Origin of the sequence: Kaistia hirudinis (genome assembly GCF_014196455.1) — a bacterium.
GTDB lineage: Bacteria > Pseudomonadota > Alphaproteobacteria > Rhizobiales > Kaistiaceae > Kaistia > Kaistia hirudinis.
Genome location: NZ_JACIDS010000002.1, coordinates 632,523 through 648,855 on the forward strand (window position 1 = coordinate 632,523; position 16,333 = coordinate 648,855).

Here is a 16,333-nt window from a genome sequence, read left to right on the forward strand (position 1 = left end):
GCATGAGAGATGACGGCCGGACCTCCGGCCGTCATTTTCTTTTGCGCGTCGCTCCGGGCAGTGCCGCTTCGATCGCCTTTTTCATCACGCTCGGCAACGCCTCGCCGGCAACCTCCGCCTGCGGCGACCACCAATGGCCTTCCGGCGCGGCGACGTTCCTGTCGAAGGTGGCGCGATAGATGCTGAGCGTCAGACGGAAATGCGTGAACACATGCACGACGTTCGCGTTCGCCGCCTGCCAGTCGGCCTTGAGCGGCGCATCGCCATGGCGCGGGTCCGCCCGAAAGCCATCGACCCATACGCTGCCCGGCACCTCGGTCATGCCGCCGAGAAGGCCCTTGTCAGGCCGGCGGCGCAGCAGCACCGCACCATCGGTCCGCACCGCGACATAGGCGGCGCCCTGTCGCTCCGGGCGATCCGCCTTCCCGGCCTTTCGCGGATAGCTTTCCGCGACGCCCGCCTTCGAGGCCGCGCACCATTCCTGCCACGGACAAAGCACGCAGGCGGGTTTCTTCGGCGTGCAGATCGTCGCGCCGAGATCCATCATCGCCTGCGCATAATCGCCGGCGCGCGCCGTGGGCGTCAGCTTCGCCTGCAGGGCGCGGATTTCCTTCTTCGCGGCCGGAAGCGGCGTCTCGACGCGGAAGATCCGCGCCAGCACGCGCTCGACATTGCCATCGACGACGGCCGCCGGCTCGTCATAGGCGATCGCCGCGATCGCCGCCGCCGTATAGTCGCCGATACCGGGCAGGGCGCGCAGCCCCGCCGCATCCGCCGGAAAGCGGCCGCCATGTGCGGAGACCACGGTCTCGGCGCAGGCCTTGAGGTTCCGCGCGCGGGAATAATAGCCGAGCCCGGCCCAGGCCTTCATGACCTCCTCGGCCGGCGCGGCGGCGAGGTCGGCGACCGAAGGCCAGCGCTCCAGAAAGCCCTCGTAATAGGGCTTCACCGCCGTCACGGTGGTCTGCTGCAGCATCACCTCGGAGAGCCAGACGCGATAGGGGTCCGGCACCACGCCGGCCGCGCGCTCGCGCGGGCCGATCCGCCAGGGCAGGCGGCGGGCGTGGCGGTCATACCATTCGAGGAGCGCGGCTGCCGGTGGGGTGGCCTCATGTGGAATCATGCCGCCATTCTTGCCCGGCCTTGGCCGCGCCGCCAGCACCCCGCTTGATCCGCGACAATGCGCCGGCGCTGCGGTCATGCTCCTGAAATCGAACTGTCGGAGGTTCTCGCCGACAGAACAGGAGCCCGCCGTGCCGTCGCATTCGCTCAAGAAGCTCGAACAGGACGTTTCCACCCTCGCCGAGGCGGTGCGCGCGGAAGGCGCCGAACGCATGGCCGCCTGGTCGCCCTGGATCGAACGGGAGGCCTTCCGCGACAGCGCGGCCAATCTGGCGGAATATCTGGCGCTGCGCAGGCGCGATGTCCGCCCGCTGCAGCGCCGGTTGATGGCGCACGGCCTTTCCTCACTCGGTCGGCTCGAAAGCCGCGTGCTGCCGACGCTGGAGGCCGTCGGTGCCGTGCTGGCGGCGCTCCGAGAGCACACCGATCTCGAACCCGCGCCGAACGAGGACGATTTCTTCGGCGGCGAGCGGCGGCTGGCGGAGCGGACGGAAGAAATCCTCGGCGTCTCCTCGCCCGATCGCGGCGTGCATCTCCTCGTCACCTGCCCGACGGAGGCCGGCGACGGGCCGGATTTCATGCTGAAGCTCGCCGGCCTCGGCGTCGAGGCGGTGCGCATCAACTGCGCCCATGACGATGCCGAAGTCTGGCAGCGCATGATCGACCACGCCCATGCGGCGAGCGCGGCCACCGGCCGGCCAATGAAGATCCTGATGGACGTCGCCGGCCCGAAGATCCGCACCGGCGCGATCCGCCCGCTCGACGGCCACAAGCGCATCCTGCAGGAGGAGCGCCTCGCCATCGCGGCGCCCGGCCGGCTCGGCGATGCGCCGGCCGGCATCCTCGCCATCGAATGCACGTTGCCGCAGGCACTCGCAGCCGTGAAGCCGGGCGAGCGGGTCTTCGTCGACGACGGCAAGCTCGGCACCGTCGTCGAGGCGGTCGCCGATTGGGGCATCACGGTCCATGTCACGGCCTCGCCGGACGAGGATGGCTACAAGCTGAAAGAGGAGAAGGGCGTCAATTTCCCCGACACGGATTTCTCCATCCCCGCCCTGACCGAGAAGGACATCGAGGACCTCGCCTTCATCGCCGCCAACGCCGACGGCATCGAATTCTCCTTCGTCCAGTCGGCCGACGATGTCGCGATGCTGCAGGATGAACTCGCGAAGCTCCGCCCCGACTGGCAGAAGCTTTCGCTGATCCTCAAGATCGAGACCACGCGCGCCGTCACCAACCTTCCTGAAATCCTCGCGCGCGCGGCGGGTCGGCAGCCGACGGCGATCATGATCGCGCGCGGCGATCTCGCGGTCGAGATCGGCTTCGCTCGGCTCGCCGAGATCCAGGAAGAGATCCTCTGGATCGGCGAGGCGGCACAGGTCCCCGTCATCTGGGCGACGCAGGTGCTCGAACACCTGATCAAGAAGGGCTATCCCTCCCGCGGCGAGATGACGGACGCGGCGATGTCCGCCCGCGCCGAATGCGTCATGCTCAACAAGGGCCCGCACCTCTTCGCCGCGATCACCGAACTCAACACGCTGCTCTCCCGCATGGAGGAGAACCAGTACAAGAAGACCCCGATGCTGAGGAAGCTGATGAGCTGGTAGGGCTCTGGGAGGCGGGTGCTTGTCGATCTAGCCGGGCACTCCGGTGTCAGGGGCTCTGTCATTGCCGGGCTTGACCCGGCCATCCAGCCTTTGCTCCGCCCTATCTCCGCTGTCTGCCGCAAGTCTGGATTGCCGGGTCAAGCCCGGCAATGACGCCGGCGCGGAGCCGTATGAACGAGGTGCTAAAGAAGGCTGTAGCGGGGGCCATGGCGACCGCCGCGTCCGCAGAGTCGTTCTTCTTTTGATTGGAGCACTGACCGCGCAACCCGCTCCGCCGTCATCCCGGACTTGATCCGGGATCCATGCAGCCGGAGCATTGGGAGTTTCGATGAGGAGCGGCACGGCTGAATGGATCCCGGGTCAAGAGCCCGGGATGACGGAGCTTTGTCTGGCGGATTGACGCCCGATTCCGGCAAGACACGACCGCTTGGGCTACACCGCTCCGCCCATAGCTCTCCCGCCCAGTTCGATCCTTCGCGTCACCCCGATCGCGTCGAGGAAATCCACGTCGTGGCTGGTGACCAGCAGCGCGCCGTCGAATTCGGCCAGCGCCGCTTCGATCGCCGCGATGGAGGCGAGGTCGAGATGGTTGGTCGGCTCATCCAGAATGAGAAGCTGCGGCGGGGTTGTGCCGCCGAGCACGGCGGCGAGGCCGGCGCGGAGCCGCTCGCCGCCCGAGAGCGCCGTGAGCGGCTTCAGGGCGTCGTGGTTGCAGAAGAGGAAGCGCGCCAGCGCCGAATGCGCTTCGAACGACGTCGATGCGGGATTGAGGCGCTGGAAGGCGGAGAGGATCGTGCCCTCCGTTCCGAGCAGCGCCACGCCTTGATCGAGCATGGCGAGCGGGACGGGGCGGCGGATCGCGCCGGATGTCGGTGCGAGCAGGCCGGCGGCGAGCTGCAGCAACGTCGATTTGCCGGCGCCGTTCGGCCCAGTGACAGCGACGCGCTCCGGCCCGGTGAGCGTGAGATCGAACGCGTCGAGGATCGGCCTGCCGTCCGGGTGAGCGAAGGCGACGCCCGTCATTTCGACCACGATCCGGCGTTGGGCGAGGCCTGTCGACGTCAGCCGAACGGCGAGCGATTCGAACCGTTCGACCTCGGCTTCGGCCTCAGCGAGCGCCTCGCGCGCCGTATCGCGCTGGCGCTCGGCGAGACGGTTGGCCGCGCCGCCGCTCTGCTCGGCGCGGTCGCGCTTTGCGCCGAGCAGGATCTTCGGTGCGTCGCCGCGCGCGCTGGCGCGTTCGCCGCGGGCATCGCGCCGCGCCTTGCGCTCCCGGGCGATCTGGATGCGCGCGTCCGTCGCCTTGAGCGCCCGTTCCGCCGTGTCGCGCGCGTGGGCCGCCAGATCCCGTTCCTCGGCGCGCTTCGCCTCATAGAAATCGAAGCCGCCGCCATAGATCCGCGCGCCGAGGCTCGAAAGCTCGACGATCCGGTCCATGCCGCGCAGCAGGTTGCGATCATGGCTGACGACGATCGCCCCGCCGCGCCAGCCGGAGAGCAGGTTGGCGACGGCATCGCGGCCTTCGGCATCGAGATTGTTCGTCGGCTCGTCCAGCAGGATCATGTCGGGCGCGGCGATGAGCAGCGCGGCGAGGGCGACGCGTGTGCGCTGACCGCCGGAAAGCGTGGCGGTCAGGCGGTCAGGGGCGAGGGGCGGTAGGCCGAGCGCGGCGAGCGCGTCCGCGACGCGCGCCTCCAGCGTCCAGTCGGCCTCGGCCGCGTCGTCCGTCGTGCCGAGACCGGCGGACAGGCGATCGATCCGCGCGAGATCCTGGGCGATGCCGAGAAGGTCCGCGACCGACTCGCCGGCCTCGGCGGCCACGGTCTGGCGGAGCATGCCGATCGTGCCGCCGCGGATGATGCGGCCCGCTGCGGGCGCGCCATCGCCGGCGATCAGCGCCAGCAGCGTCGATTTGCCGATGCCGTTGCGGCCGACGAGGCCGGTACGCTCTGGTCCGAAGGTGATGTCGAGATGGGAGAGGAGGGGGCGCCCGTCAGGCGTGGCGATGGAAACGTCGCGGCAGGCGACCAGAACGGGGGAATGCAAGGATGACATGAGGCGAGACCGAAGCGGAGGGCAGGGCGCGGGCGAAGAGCGTCGTCCCGTTCCGGTCCATCTCGGTCTCCTCTGTCTTGCTCGGGTAGTTCTACCTAGGCGCGCGGGGCGCGTGCCGCAAGGGCGGCGTCAATCTTCGGCGGTCGTTCGGTTGTAGCGCGTCGCGGTCAGGCGCTCGGAGACGGCGCAGGACTTGGTGTCTCGGAAACCCGCCCCGCGCAGCGCCGTGCGGATGGCGCTGTCGCCGAAGGCCACGTCGCGGCCCTTCGGATAGATCGCCCAGAGCGCCAGATCCCGATGGGCGCTCTGCAATGCCGTCGCCCGAGCCAGATCGTCCGGCCCGTCGATCGGCGCGATCAGCAGGGTCGCGCTGGCCGGATCATCGACGGTGGCGCCGTCGAGCGCCTCGGCGAGAACCGGGTCGTCGAAGCTGCCGATGACGAAAGCGCGCCCCTTGTCGAGGCCGAGCTTGGCGCCGAGCGACGGCGGCGGCGTGGCGATCGCCTTGGCCCAGCTTTCCGCGACGCGCGCACCGAGATGAAGGCGGACGGTCTCGGCGCCGCTCGTGAAGCGCAGGGCCTCGCCTTCGATAGTGACGTCGCGGAGTTCGCTCTTCGGGAAGCGGCGCTTGATGGCGCCGCGCAGGATCAGTTCGCTGCTTTCGAGCAGGGCGCGAACTTCGCCGGTCTCGCCGCCGATCTCCGCCCGGACCGAAGCCTCGCGTCCCATGGCCTGCTCCCGCTCATCCTGCCTCGAGGAACCGCTCCGCCGCTTCCAGATCCACCGAGACCAGCTGGCTGACGCCGCGCTCGGCCATGGTCACGCCGAAGAGGCGGTTCATGCGCGCCATTGTGATCGGATTATGGGTGATCGTCACGAAGCGCGTGTCGGTCGAGCGGGCCATTTCGTCGAGAAGATTGCAGAAGCGCTCGACATTATGGTCGTCGAGCGGCGCGTCGACCTCGTCGAGCACGCAGATCGGCGCGGGATTGGTGAGGAAGACGGCGAAGATCAGCGCCATGGCGGTCAGCGCCTGCTCGCCGCCGGAGAGCAGCGTCATGGTCTGCGGCTTCTTGCCCGGCGGGCGCGCCATGATCTCGAGGCCGGCTTCGAGCGGATCGTCGGATTCGGTGAGCTGCAGCTCGGCCGTGCCGCCGCCGAAGAGATGGGTGAAGAGGCGCTGGAACTGCGCATTCACGACGTCGAAGGCGGCGAGCAGGCGCTCGCGGCCCTCGCGGTTGAGGCTGGCGATGCCGAGCCGCAGGCGGCGGATCGCCTCGATCAGATCGTCGCGGTCGGCGATCAGCGCCTCGCGCCGGGCCGAGGTCTCGGTCGCTTCCTCTTCGGCACGCAGATTGACGCCGCCGAGCTTCTCGCGCTCCTGCTTCAGCCTTTCGAGGCGGGCCTCGACCTGCGCGACATCGGGCAGCGGCGCGGCCGTGTCGATCTCGGCGATCTTCACCACCTCATGCGGCGCGCAGCCGAGTTCGTCGACGATGCGCGCCTCGATCTCGGCCCGCCGCTCCTCGGACGCCTTCAGCCGCTCCTCCGTACGCCCGCGCTGCTCGCGCGCCTCGGAAAGCTGGTTGAGCGCCGCCTGGGCCGCCTTGTCGGCAGTTGCCGCCGCGGCCTCGGCATTGGCGCGCCGCGCCGCGGCCTCGCGCTTCTCGTTCTCGGCGGCGGTGATCGCGGCGAGCAGCGCGCGGCGGCGGCCGGCGATCTCCTCGGGCGAATCGGCATGGCCCACCCGTTCCGCCTCGATCGAGGCCAGCCGCGCCTGCAGCACGCCGAGCTGCGCCTCGGCATTCGCCGCGCGCTCCAGCCAGCCGCGCCGCTCATCGGCGATCGAGCCGAGACGGCGGCGACGATTGTCGCTTTCGCGCGCCAACTGGTCGGCCTCGCCGCGCGCCTCGGAGAGATTGGCGCGGGCTTCGGCGACGCCGGCGCGGGCGAGCGCCATCGCCTGTTCCGCGCGGGCTGTGTCGCCGGCTCCGGCAAAGGCCTCGTCCGCCGCCCTGGCCTGGCCCTCGGCCTCGGTGACGGAGGCGGCGAAGCGTTCGAGCGATTCGGTGAGCGCCGCATGGCGCGCGGTCAGGCGGCCCTGTTCCCGCTCGGCGGCGGCCAGGCGGCTCCGCACGCCGTCGAGCCGCGCCCTGGCCGCCCGCACGGCCTCGCGCGCCGCACGCTCTGCGTCCAGCGCCTTCTTCGCGGCGGCGACGGCGGTCTCGATCGCGCCGCGCCGCTCGGTGACGCGCGCGCGCGCCGTGGCGGCCTCGGCCTCCAGCTCGGCGAGGCGGTTGCGGTTGGCGAGGCGCTGCGCCGCGGCCGTCGGCGCCTCGGCGGTGGCGACGAAGCCGTCCCAGCGCCAGAGATCGCCTTCGCGCGAGACGAGCATCTGTCCCGGCGCGAGCAGGGGCTGCAGCAGCGCGCCCTCGATCCGCTGCACGACGCCGATCTGCGCCAGTGCGCGGGCGAGGACGGCCGGCGCCTCGACATGCGCAGCCAGCGCGGTGGAGCCGGCGGGAAGCGGCGGATCGCCGGCCGAAGGCGCGACAGTCCGCCAATGCGCAGCGGCGGCCTGATCGTCGGAAGAATCGAGTGCGTCGCCGAACGCGGCGGCCAGCGCCGCCTCGAAGCCGCGCGCCACGCGGATCTGGTCGAGCAGCGGCGGGCGGCGGCCGGATGGAGCGCCGGCGCCGAGGATCTTGGCGAGCGTCTTCGCCTCGGTCTCGATCGCGGCGAGCGTGCGCTCGGCCTCGGCGAGTGGACCGCGCAGCGCCGTCTCGGCGTCACGCGCCAGCGCCGAATCGCGTTCGGCCGTCGTGGCGGCGGCCTCGGTGGCGGCGACCTCGGCCTCGCTTTCGGCGGCGGTCGCCTGCAGCGCGGCCATGCCGGGCAGCGCGGCAATTTGCGCGTCAAGGCCGGCCTTCTCGCGCTCGACCTCCGCCTTCTGGGCGCGCGCCCGCGCCAGGCGACCCTCGGCCTCGCGTTTCGCCCGCTCAAGTTCGCTCCGCCGGGCAAGCAGCGCCGCATGCGCCGCGCTCGCCTCCGAAAGCGTCGCCTCGCGCGCCGAAAGCGCGGCCTCGGCGGCCTCGCGCGCCGTCCGTGCCGCAGCAAGCCGCGCGGCAAGCTCGGCCTCACCGGCCTCGATCGTGGCGCGCTCGGCGTCGAGCTTCTCGACGAGGCCGGCATTCTCGCGCGCCATCCGCGCCTCGCGCTCGATATCGGCGCGCGCCTGCGTCATCTGCCGTTCGAGCTCGGCGAGCCGCTCGCGCAGCCGCTTCTCGTCGGCATCGAGCGAATCGCGCGCGATCACGAGGCGCTGCAGCGTCGCGGCCGCCGCTGCCTCGGCCTCGCGCAGCGCAGGCAGCGCCGAGCCGGCCACCGCCTGGTCGCGCACCGCCTTGCCCTGCGTCTCCGTACGCTCGGCCACCAGCTGTTCGGCCGCTTCCAGCGCGACGCGCGCCTCGCGCAGCTGCCCCGCCGCGGCATTGAGCTTCAGATAGAGCGAGGCCGCCTCGGCGCGGCGGATGTCGCCGGAAAGGTTGCGATAGCGATTGGCCTGCCGCGCCTGCCGTTTCAGCGTTTCGAGCTGGCCCTCGATCTCGGTGACGACGTCTTCCAGTCGTTCGAGATTCTGTTCCGCCGCCTTCAGCCGCTGCTCGGCCTCGTTCCGGCGGGAATAGAGGCCGGAGATGCCGGCGGCCTCTTCGAGCACGGCGCGGCGCGCCTGCGGCTTGGCGGCGATCAGCTCGCCGATGCGGCCCTGGCCGACCATGGCCGGCGAGCGCGAACCGGTCGAGGCATCGGCGAAGAGCAATTGCACGTCGCGCGCGCGCACCTCGCGGCCATTGATCTTGTAGACCGAGCCGGCCTCGCGCTCGATCCGCCGCGTCACTTCGAGCCCGTCGGCATTGTTGAACGCCGCCGGCGCCTTGCGCGCGGAATTATCGACGAAGAGCGTCACCTCGGCCGTATTGCGTGCGGGGCGATTGCCGCTGCCGGAGAAGATGACGTCGTCCATGCCGGACGCGCGCATGTTCTTGTAGGAGCTCTCGCCCATCACCCAGCGCAGCGCTTCGACGAGGTTCGACTTGCCGCAGCCATTGGGTCCGACAATGCCGGTCAGGCCCGGCTCGATCAGGAAGTCGGACGGTTCGACGAAGGATTTGAAGCCGGTGAGGCGGAGCCGCGTAAACTTCATGGCGCGGTTCCAGACGAGGGCTCAGCCCTGAAAAAGGCAAAGCCGGCCAACCCCGCGGGCGGCCGGCCTGCAGGTCGTTGGGCTGCCTCAGACGAGCAGCTTCTCGATTTCCTCGAGCGTAAGCGCACCCGGCTGCTTCACTCCGTTGATAAAGAAGGTCGGCGTGGCATCCACGCCGAAATCCTTCGCACCGCGATCCTTGATCGCGTTCACTGCATCGAGGAGGGCCTGGTTTTTCAAGGCCAGCTCGAAAGTCTCCTGTGTAAAACCGACCTGCTTGGCGATGTTGAAGAGGGCAGGGACCGGATTATCCACAAAAGCCCAGTTCTGCTGCTGGTCGAACAGCAGGTCGACCATGGGATAGAATTTGTCGTTCGGCGCGGCGTGCGCGAGCATGAAGCCGGCGCTGGCGAGCGGATCGAGCGGGAAGTCGCGCAGGATGAAGCGCACCTTGCCCGTGTCGATATATTTCTGCTTCAGCTCAGGCCAGGTCGTGTCGTGGAAATGCTTGCAGTGGGTGCAGGTGAGCGAAGCGTATTCAACGATGGTGTTCGGCGCATTCTCCGGGCCGAGCACCTGATCGCCGAGCGGGCCCGGCTTCAGGAGTTCCGCCATATCGACCTTGGTCTGCGCAAAGGCGGCGGCCGGCAGGAGCGACAATGCGCTGGCGCCGAAGGCAGCGGCACCCATGCCGACAATGAACTCTCTACGATTGAACGGCACGGACGCGATCTCCTGAGGCTCGTCGAGGCACGCCCGGTTGGCGGCGCGCCCCAAAAGGTTCGGTAGAAACGCTTGCCACGGCTCGGAGGGCCATTTCCAGCAAAATTGCGGAGAGCTTCGCCTCTGCCGTCTTCACGATCTCTCGACCGTTCGGGCATAGACGGCCCGTCCGAGCTTTTCGAGCGCACTGCGCAGGCCCTCGCTTTCGACCGGACCGACACGATCGCGAATCGCCGCCTCGGCACTCTCCGGGAGTCTCGGTTCGGCGCGCGGCGCCTCTGCGACCCGGCGCTCGACCGGCCCCTGGACGATGCGAATCGATCCGATCGCGCGAAAGCCGAGAAAGGCGTTCACCCGGTCGAGCACCAGCGTGAGCTCATGCTGTAGATATATGGCCATGCCGGCATCGACCCGCACCACCAGCGTGGCGCCGCGGGCGCTCTCGCCTTCGCGGCGCGGCCAGATGATCTTCTCGGGCTGCGTGGAGCCCGCATAGCGCTTTCCGACAATATCGTCCCAGGCGCCGATCAGATCGGCCGAAGCGAAGCCGCGCTTGGCGCAGATGGGATCGATCACCGCGCCGATGAGGGCGCCGATCGGCCTTGCGTCCCGTCCGCCGCCGCCGCGCCGTGAACCGTCTCGCCTTGCGTCACTCATGACAGACATCTCGCACGGGGGCGCGCGAAGGAAAAGCCGCGCTGCCGCGAAAACGCCCGCTTGGTTTGTCGTAGGGTAATGTCGGAGGCCAAAAATATCTTTTCGAATCAATAGTTTGGTGTCGGTCCGACTCGCCTTGACACGCCATGATGCCGTCACTATTGTGCGCGCGGTTTCGGGGGATGGCAGGAGCGCACCCGCATTCCATGGCCCGGCGAGGATGACGCTATTGAGCGATTCGGGATCGCAGGGCAGTGGAGACGGAAAGAAGCGCTCAGCCGGAGACGAAGCCGCGCTGTCCGAAAGGCTGCGCTCGCTCGGAAGCCGGCTGGATAAGGTCGCCGAAGAGCAGAAGCGTGAGGCTGCGGCGGCTCCCGCGTCCGGCGGAATGCAGGGCATGGGACTCGCCTTTCGGGTTGCGGCCGAGTTCGCCTCGGGCGTGCTGGTCGGTGCCGGTCTGGGCTGGATTGTCGACCATTTTCTCGGTACGTCCCCCTGGGGGCTTATCGTGCTGCTTCTGCTGGGCTTCTGCGCAGGCGTCCTGAACGTGCTGCGGGCGGTCGGCAGGATATCTCAGCCCGAAGAACGGCTCCGTGGCCGTTCCAAGGGCGACGGGACTTGAATTCAAGGCTTCGATCAGTGATCGAGGCATCATTAGAGGCAAAGAGGCGGGCTCGGTGGCGAACGATCCGATTCACCAGTTTCAGATCCACGAGTATTTCCCGCTCGGCCATTTCGGCGGCATGGAGTTCCATTTCACGAACTCTGCCGTGTCGATGATCGCCAATGTGGTGGTCGTCACGGGCTTTCTCTATCTCGCGACCGCGAAGCGCAGCCTGGTTCCGGGCCGGACGCAGTCGGTTGCGGAACTCGCCTATGAATTCGTCGCCAACACGCTGAAATCGAGCGCGGGCAAGGAGGGGATGCGTTTCTTCCCCTTCGTCTTCTCGCTCTTCAGCTTCATCCTGATGGCGAATCTCTTCGGCATGTTCCCGTATTTCCTGACGGCGACGAGCCAGATCATCATCACCTTCGCGCTCGCCATGACGGTGATGCTCGTGGTGGTCGGCTACGGCTTCTACCGTCACGGCTTCCATTTCCTCGGCCTCTTCGTGCCGCATGGGGTGCCGGGCGCAGTCATTCCGCTGGTCTCGGCGATCGAGGTGATCTCGTTCCTCTCGCGGCCGATCAGCCTCTCCGTTCGTCTTTTCGCCAACATGCTCGCCGGTCACATCACGCTGAAGGTATTCGCCGGCTTCGTGGTGACGCTGGCCGGCCTCGGTGTCGCCGGCATTGGCGGGGCGATCGTCCCGCTCGTGATGACCGTCGCGCTGACGGCGCTCGAGTTCCTCGTCGCTTTCCTGCAGGCCTATGTCTTCACGATCCTGACCTGCATGTATCTGAACGACGCCCTGCATCCCGGCCACTGAGCCGGGGCAACGGCACTCCCCTCAACTGCAATTCCCGATTACCCCTGAAGGAGAATGGAAATGGAAGCGGAAGCCGCGAAGTTCATCGGTGCTGGTCTCGCCTGCTTTGGCATGGCGGGCGCCGCTCTCGGCCTCGGCAACATCTTCGGCAACTTCCTGTCGGGCGCCCTGCGCAACCCGTCGGCTGCCGATGGCCAGTTCGGCCGCCTCATCCTCGGCTTCGCCGTGACGGAAGCGCTGGGCATCTTCTCGCTGCTCGTCGCCCTGCTGCTCCTGTTCGTGGTCTGATCCGGCTGGCCGGCCCGGCGCCGGCCTCCCGTCACGGTGTGCGGCGGGCTCTCCCGCCGCATGACGTTTTCAGCTCGATCCGGGGTCACCATTATGACTTGGCTCGTCAGCGCCGCCATGGCGCAAGAATCGGCACCCGCACCGGCCGCGGCTGAACCCGCTGCCGCTCCGGCGGCGCCTGCGGCTGCGCCGGCTCCTGCTGCCCAGCCGGCGCCTGCTGCCGCCCCTGCTGCGCAGGATGCGGCTCCCGCCCCGAACCCGGCTCCGGCCGGCCATGAGGCGGCTCCCGCAGGTCACGACGCGGCGCCCGCCGCGAACGCGACCCATAGCGAGGTCGGCGCGCCCGGCGGCGAGCACAAGGGCGCGTTCCCGCCCTTCGACACGCACACATTCCCCTCGCAGATCTTCTGGTTTGTGATCTGCTTCGGTGTGCTCTACATCCTCATGAAGCGGGTCATCACGCCGCGCATCGGCGCGATCGTCGAGGGCCGTGCCGCGCGGATCGAGGGCGATATCGCGGAGGCCCAGCGCCTGCGCAAGTCGTCGGACGATGCGCTGACCGGCTATGAAAAGGCGCTCGCAGACGCCCGCGCCTCGGCCCACAAGATCGCCCAGTCGGCGACCGACGAGGCCAAGGGCAAGGCCGACACGCGCCGTGGCGAGATCGAGGCGGAGCTTTCCGCCAAGCTCGCCGATGCGGAAGCGCGGATCGGCGCGATCAAGTCCAAGGCGCTCGCCGAGGTCGGTTCGATCGCCGAGGAAACGGCTGCCGCCGTCGTCGAGGCGCTGATCGGACACCAGCCGGCCGCCGACGAGGTCAAGTCGGCCGTCGCGTCGGTTTCGAGCAAGTAGGGAGCGCTGAGCGATGGAATTCGACGCCACATTCTACGCGCTCGTCGCGCTGGCTCTCTTCGTCGTGCTGCTCGGCTGGCTCGGCGTCCACAAGAAGGTGGGCGCGGCGCTCGACAGCCGCGCTTCGCTGATCGCCAAGGAACTGGACGAGGCGAAGCGCCTGCGCGAGGAAGCGGCGGCTCTGCTCGCCGACTACCAGAAGCGCGCCAAGGATGCCGAACTCGAGGCCCGCTCGATCATCGACCAGGCGACCCGCGAGGCGGCTGCCCTGGCCGAGGAGACGAAGTCGCAGCTCGAGGATTATGTCACGCGCCGCACCAAGATGGCCGAGGACAAGATCTCGCAGGCCGAGCACCAGGCCCTCGCCGAAGTGCGCTCGCTGTCGGCTGACGTCGCCGTCGCGGCGGCTGAGAAGCTGATTGCGGCCAAGATGAAGGCCGGCGCTGCGGCGGATTTCGTCGCGTCGTCGATCGACGAGGTCAAGAAGCGCCTCAACTGAGGCGGCTCAGCCCTCGACGAGCTCGTCTGCGAACATCGCGCCGCCGGCTTGCCCGGCGGCGTTTTCGTTTGAGAGGACGGCCCGCACCGGCGCAAAAGTCGTGCGGTGCAGCGGGCAGGCGCCATGCGCGCGCAGCGCCTCCAGATGCAGCGCGGTGCCGTAGCCCATATGCCGCTCGAAGCCGTAATGCGGATAATGGCGGCCGGCGCGGATCATCATCCGGTCGCGGGTGACCTTGGCGACGATCGAGGCCGCGGCGATCGAGACCGACCGCGCATCCCCCTTCACCACCGCCTCGCCGGCGCAGGGCAGGCCCGGCGGCACGTCGATGCCGTCGATGATCGCGTGGTCGGGCAGCAGCGGCAGCCCGGCGACGGCCCGCGCCATGGCCCAGAGCGTCGCCTTGCGGATGTCCGTGGCGCCGATCCGCGCGACGGAGGCTGCGACGACCGACACCGCGGCGTTCGCCATGATCGCGCCGTAGAGCGCCTCGCGCGCCGCCCGGTCGAGCTTCTTCGAATCGTCGAGCCCGTCCGGAACGCGTCGCGGATCGAGCACCACGGCGGCGGCCACGACCGGGCCGGCGAGCGGCCCGCGGCCGGCTTCGTCTATGCCGACGACCAGCTTCGCGCCGCCCCGCCGCAGCCGGCGCTCGATCGCGTCGGTGGGGGCGGGCGGTAGCTCGAAGAGCAGCGGCGATTCGGTCGGTCGGCGGGCCATGGCGGGACCTTCGCCAATGGCAGCGGCGCGCGCAAGGCGGCGCGGCGCCGCTATTTCTCGGCGGCGGGTTTCGGCGCGGTCTTCGGAGCGGGTTTGGCGGCGGCGCGCGGCGCGGCGGCCTTGGCCGCGGGCTTGGCGACGCTCGGCGCCTTTGGCTGGTGGCGAATCAGCACGGCCTTGCCGCCGGCATCCATGTCGACACGGCGAATCTCGACGCCCGGCACCGTCTCCATCAGGTCGACGAGCTTGCGATAGCCGAAATTGCGCGAATCGAAATCGGGCATGCGCTTGAACAGGATAGTGCCGACGGCGCCGAGATGCGCCCAGCCATCGTCGCCCGATACGTCCTCGATCGCCGAATCGATCTCGTCCTTGGGCAGCTTCGGCCCGCTCTTGGCCGGCGCGACGGCTGCCTTCCGCTCCGGCGCCTTCTGCGCCTTCTCCTCGGCCAGCAGCAGATCGCAATAGAAGAAGCGGTCGCAGGCGGCGACATAGGGCTTGGTCGATTTCTGCTCGCCAAAGCCATAGACGACGAGGCCGTCCTCGCGGATGCGGCTCGCGAGCGTCGTGAAATCGCTGTCGCTCGACGCGATGCAGAAGCCGTCGAGGCCCTTCTCGTGCAGCATGTCCATCGCTTCGATGGCGAGCTTCATGTCGGTCGCATTCTTGCCGACCGCCGCGGGCGGCACATGGACCGGCGTCAGCGCGTGGCTGTGCAACAGCGGCTGCCAGGCGTTCATCGCGCTCGAGGCGAAATGGCCATAGACGCGGCGGATCACGATCCGGCCGAGCGTCGAGGCCTCGCGAATGATGATCGGCAGAAAATCGGCGCGCACATTGTCGGCGTCGATGAGAAGCGCCAGCTTGGCGGTGGCATTGGCGGCGATATCGGCCATTTCGAACTCCAAACGCCGCGCGAGCGGAACGTTCGGGCGACACACATCAGGACGCCATTGTCGCACAATGGGCGCGACGCCGCACGCGCTCAGAACAGGCTGAGCTGCTTCACGCTGTCGGCCGGCGGCGAGAACAGGTCCGTGCGGAGCTTCAAATGGCGGCGGTTGAGGCCGAGCCGCTTGGTCGCGATCTCGAAGCGGCGGCCGATCTGCCAGGCATAGGGCCCGTCACCACGCTGGCGCTTGCCGAACTCGGAATCGTAATCCTTGCCGCCGCGCATGGAGCGCAGCACCGAGAGCACATGGCGATAGCGATCGGGATAATGGCGCAGCAGCCATTCCTTGAAGATGTCGTTCACTTCCAGGGGAAGGCGCAGCAGAACGTAGCCGGCCTCGTTCGCACCCGCGGCGACGGCGCTGTCCAGGATGCGCTCGATCTCCGCGTCGTTGAGCGCGGGAATGATCGGCGCGACCAGAACGCCGACGGGGACGCCGACATCGGCGAGGCCGCGGATGGCATCGAGCCGCCGGTCCGGCGTCGCGGCGCGGGGCTCCATGGCGCGGGCGAGCTTGCGATCGAGAGTCGTCACGGAGAGCGCGACCTTGGCGAGCCCGCGCTCCGCCATACGCCCGAGAATGTCGGCATCGCGCAGCACCAGCGCTGATTTCGTGACGATGCCGACCGGATGGTTGAACCGCTCCAGCACTTCCAGGATCTCGCGCATCAGCCGATGCTGCCGCTCGATCGGCTGATAGGGATCGGTGTTCGTGCCGATGGCGATCGTCCGCGGCTTGTAGCCGGGGGCGGAGAGTTCCTTCTCCAGCATGCGCGCGGCATCGGGCTTGTAGAAAAGCTTCGATTCGAAATCGAGCCCGGCGGAGAGCCCCATATAGCTGTGGGTCGGGCGGGCGAAGCAGTAGCTGCAGCCATGCTCGCAGCCGCGATAGGGATTGATGGAGCGGTCGAAGCCGATATCGGGCGAATCGTTGCGCGTGATGATGACGCGCGCCTTCTCGGCCTGAACCTCGGTCTTGAACGGCGGCAGTTCGTCGAGGCTCTCCCAGCCATCGTCGAACGTCTCGGCCTGCAGCCGCTCGAACCGGCCGGACTTGTTCGACTGCGCGCCGCGCCCGCGCCGGCGGTCGGGATCGATCGCCGCTGCCGCCGCGTCGGGCTTCATCAGCAGCGGGTCGAGATGCGGATCGAGGGGGCGAGCCAAGGACATAGGTCGATGCTAGGCGCGCGAGGAGAACAAATCAAGAACATTAACCCCGAGACT

General features: G+C 68.8%; 15 protein-coding genes. 6 read left to right on the plus strand and 9 right to left on the minus strand.

The window, feature by feature from the left end; all coding sequences use genetic code 11:
- Positions 1-31 precede the first annotated feature (31 nt).
- Positions 32-1,123: an A/G-specific adenine glycosylase gene (gene mutY, locus GGR25_RS08035; protein WP_183398226.1), complete on the minus strand. Its 1,092-nt coding sequence runs from the start codon at positions 1,121-1,123 to the stop codon at positions 32-34.
- Between the two features lie 130 nt (positions 1,124-1,253).
- Here mutY and GGR25_RS08040 point away from each other — a divergent pair, with 130 nt between their 5' ends.
- On the plus strand, positions 1,254-2,729 hold the full coding sequence (locus tag GGR25_RS08040; protein WP_343067997.1) for a pyruvate kinase: 1,476 nt from the start codon (positions 1,254-1,256) through the stop codon (positions 2,727-2,729).
- 432 nt (positions 2,730-3,161) lie between these two features.
- Here the strand turns inward: GGR25_RS08040 and GGR25_RS08045 are convergent, their stop codons facing one another.
- The 5 genes from GGR25_RS08045 to GGR25_RS08065 form a co-directional block, all read right to left on the minus strand.
- Entirely contained in the window at positions 3,162-4,784 is a 1,623-nt protein-coding gene (locus GGR25_RS08045) for an ABC-F family ATP-binding cassette domain-containing protein (protein WP_183398228.1), read from the minus strand.
- A gap of 129 nt (positions 4,785-4,913) precedes the next feature.
- The gene (locus tag GGR25_RS08050) at positions 4,914-5,513 is read right to left on the minus strand and encodes a hypothetical protein (protein ID WP_183398229.1); all 600 of its coding nucleotides are present in this window, start codon (positions 5,511-5,513) and stop codon (positions 4,914-4,916) included.
- Positions 5,514-5,526: 13 nt separating this feature from the next.
- On the minus strand, positions 5,527-8,988 hold the full coding sequence (gene smc, locus GGR25_RS08055; protein WP_183398230.1) for a chromosome segregation protein SMC: 3,462 nt from the start codon (positions 8,986-8,988) through the stop codon (positions 5,527-5,529).
- Between the two features lie 87 nt (positions 8,989-9,075).
- Positions 9,076-9,678 (minus strand): DsbA family protein, encoded by a 603-nt coding sequence (locus GGR25_RS08060; protein WP_183398641.1) that lies wholly within the window; start codon positions 9,676-9,678, stop codon positions 9,076-9,078.
- A 165-nt stretch (positions 9,679-9,843) separates the two neighbouring features.
- The gene (locus GGR25_RS08065; RefSeq protein WP_183398231.1) at positions 9,844-10,368 is read right to left on the minus strand and encodes a DUF721 domain-containing protein; all 525 of its coding nucleotides are present in this window, start codon (positions 10,366-10,368) and stop codon (positions 9,844-9,846) included.
- A 229-nt stretch (positions 10,369-10,597) separates the two neighbouring features.
- Here GGR25_RS08065 and GGR25_RS08070 point away from each other — a divergent pair, with 229 nt between their 5' ends.
- From GGR25_RS08070 to GGR25_RS08090, 5 genes are all read left to right on the plus strand, one after another.
- Positions 10,598-10,990 carry an AtpZ/AtpI family protein gene (locus tag GGR25_RS08070; protein ID WP_246409356.1) on the plus strand — a complete coding sequence of 131 codons (393 nt, stop codon included), beginning with the start codon at positions 10,598-10,600 and terminating at the stop codon, positions 10,988-10,990.
- 55 nt (positions 10,991-11,045) lie between these two features.
- The gene (locus tag GGR25_RS08075; RefSeq protein ID WP_183398233.1) at positions 11,046-11,798 is read left to right on the plus strand and encodes a F0F1 ATP synthase subunit A; all 753 of its coding nucleotides are present in this window, start codon (positions 11,046-11,048) and stop codon (positions 11,796-11,798) included.
- 60 nt (positions 11,799-11,858) lie between these two features.
- Positions 11,859-12,086 (plus strand): F0F1 ATP synthase subunit C, encoded by a 228-nt coding sequence (locus tag GGR25_RS08080; protein ID WP_183398234.1) that lies wholly within the window; start codon positions 11,859-11,861, stop codon positions 12,084-12,086.
- Between the two features lie 117 nt (positions 12,087-12,203).
- Positions 12,204-12,938 carry a F0F1 ATP synthase subunit B gene (locus GGR25_RS08085; RefSeq protein ID WP_183398642.1) on the plus strand — a complete coding sequence of 245 codons (735 nt, stop codon included), beginning with the start codon at positions 12,204-12,206 and terminating at the stop codon, positions 12,936-12,938.
- Between the two features lie 13 nt (positions 12,939-12,951).
- Positions 12,952-13,437 (plus strand): F0F1 ATP synthase subunit B family protein, encoded by a 486-nt coding sequence (locus GGR25_RS08090; RefSeq protein ID WP_183398235.1) that lies wholly within the window; start codon positions 12,952-12,954, stop codon positions 13,435-13,437.
- A gap of 6 nt (positions 13,438-13,443) precedes the next feature.
- Here the strand turns inward: GGR25_RS08090 and GGR25_RS08095 are convergent, their stop codons facing one another.
- The 3 genes from GGR25_RS08095 to GGR25_RS08105 form a co-directional block, all read right to left on the minus strand.
- Positions 13,444-14,157, minus strand: coding sequence for a ribonuclease HII (locus tag GGR25_RS08095; protein ID WP_183398236.1), 714 nt, complete (start codon positions 14,155-14,157; stop codon positions 13,444-13,446).
- Positions 14,158-14,207: 50 nt separating this feature from the next.
- A complete protein-coding gene (locus GGR25_RS08100; protein WP_183398237.1) occupies positions 14,208-15,053 on the minus strand; it encodes an NYN domain-containing protein in 846 nt (281 codons plus the stop codon).
- A gap of 89 nt (positions 15,054-15,142) precedes the next feature.
- Positions 15,143-16,234 (minus strand): PA0069 family radical SAM protein, encoded by a 1,092-nt coding sequence (locus GGR25_RS08105; RefSeq protein ID WP_246409459.1) that lies wholly within the window; start codon positions 16,232-16,234, stop codon positions 15,143-15,145.
- Between the last annotated feature and the right edge of the window lie 99 nt (positions 16,235-16,333).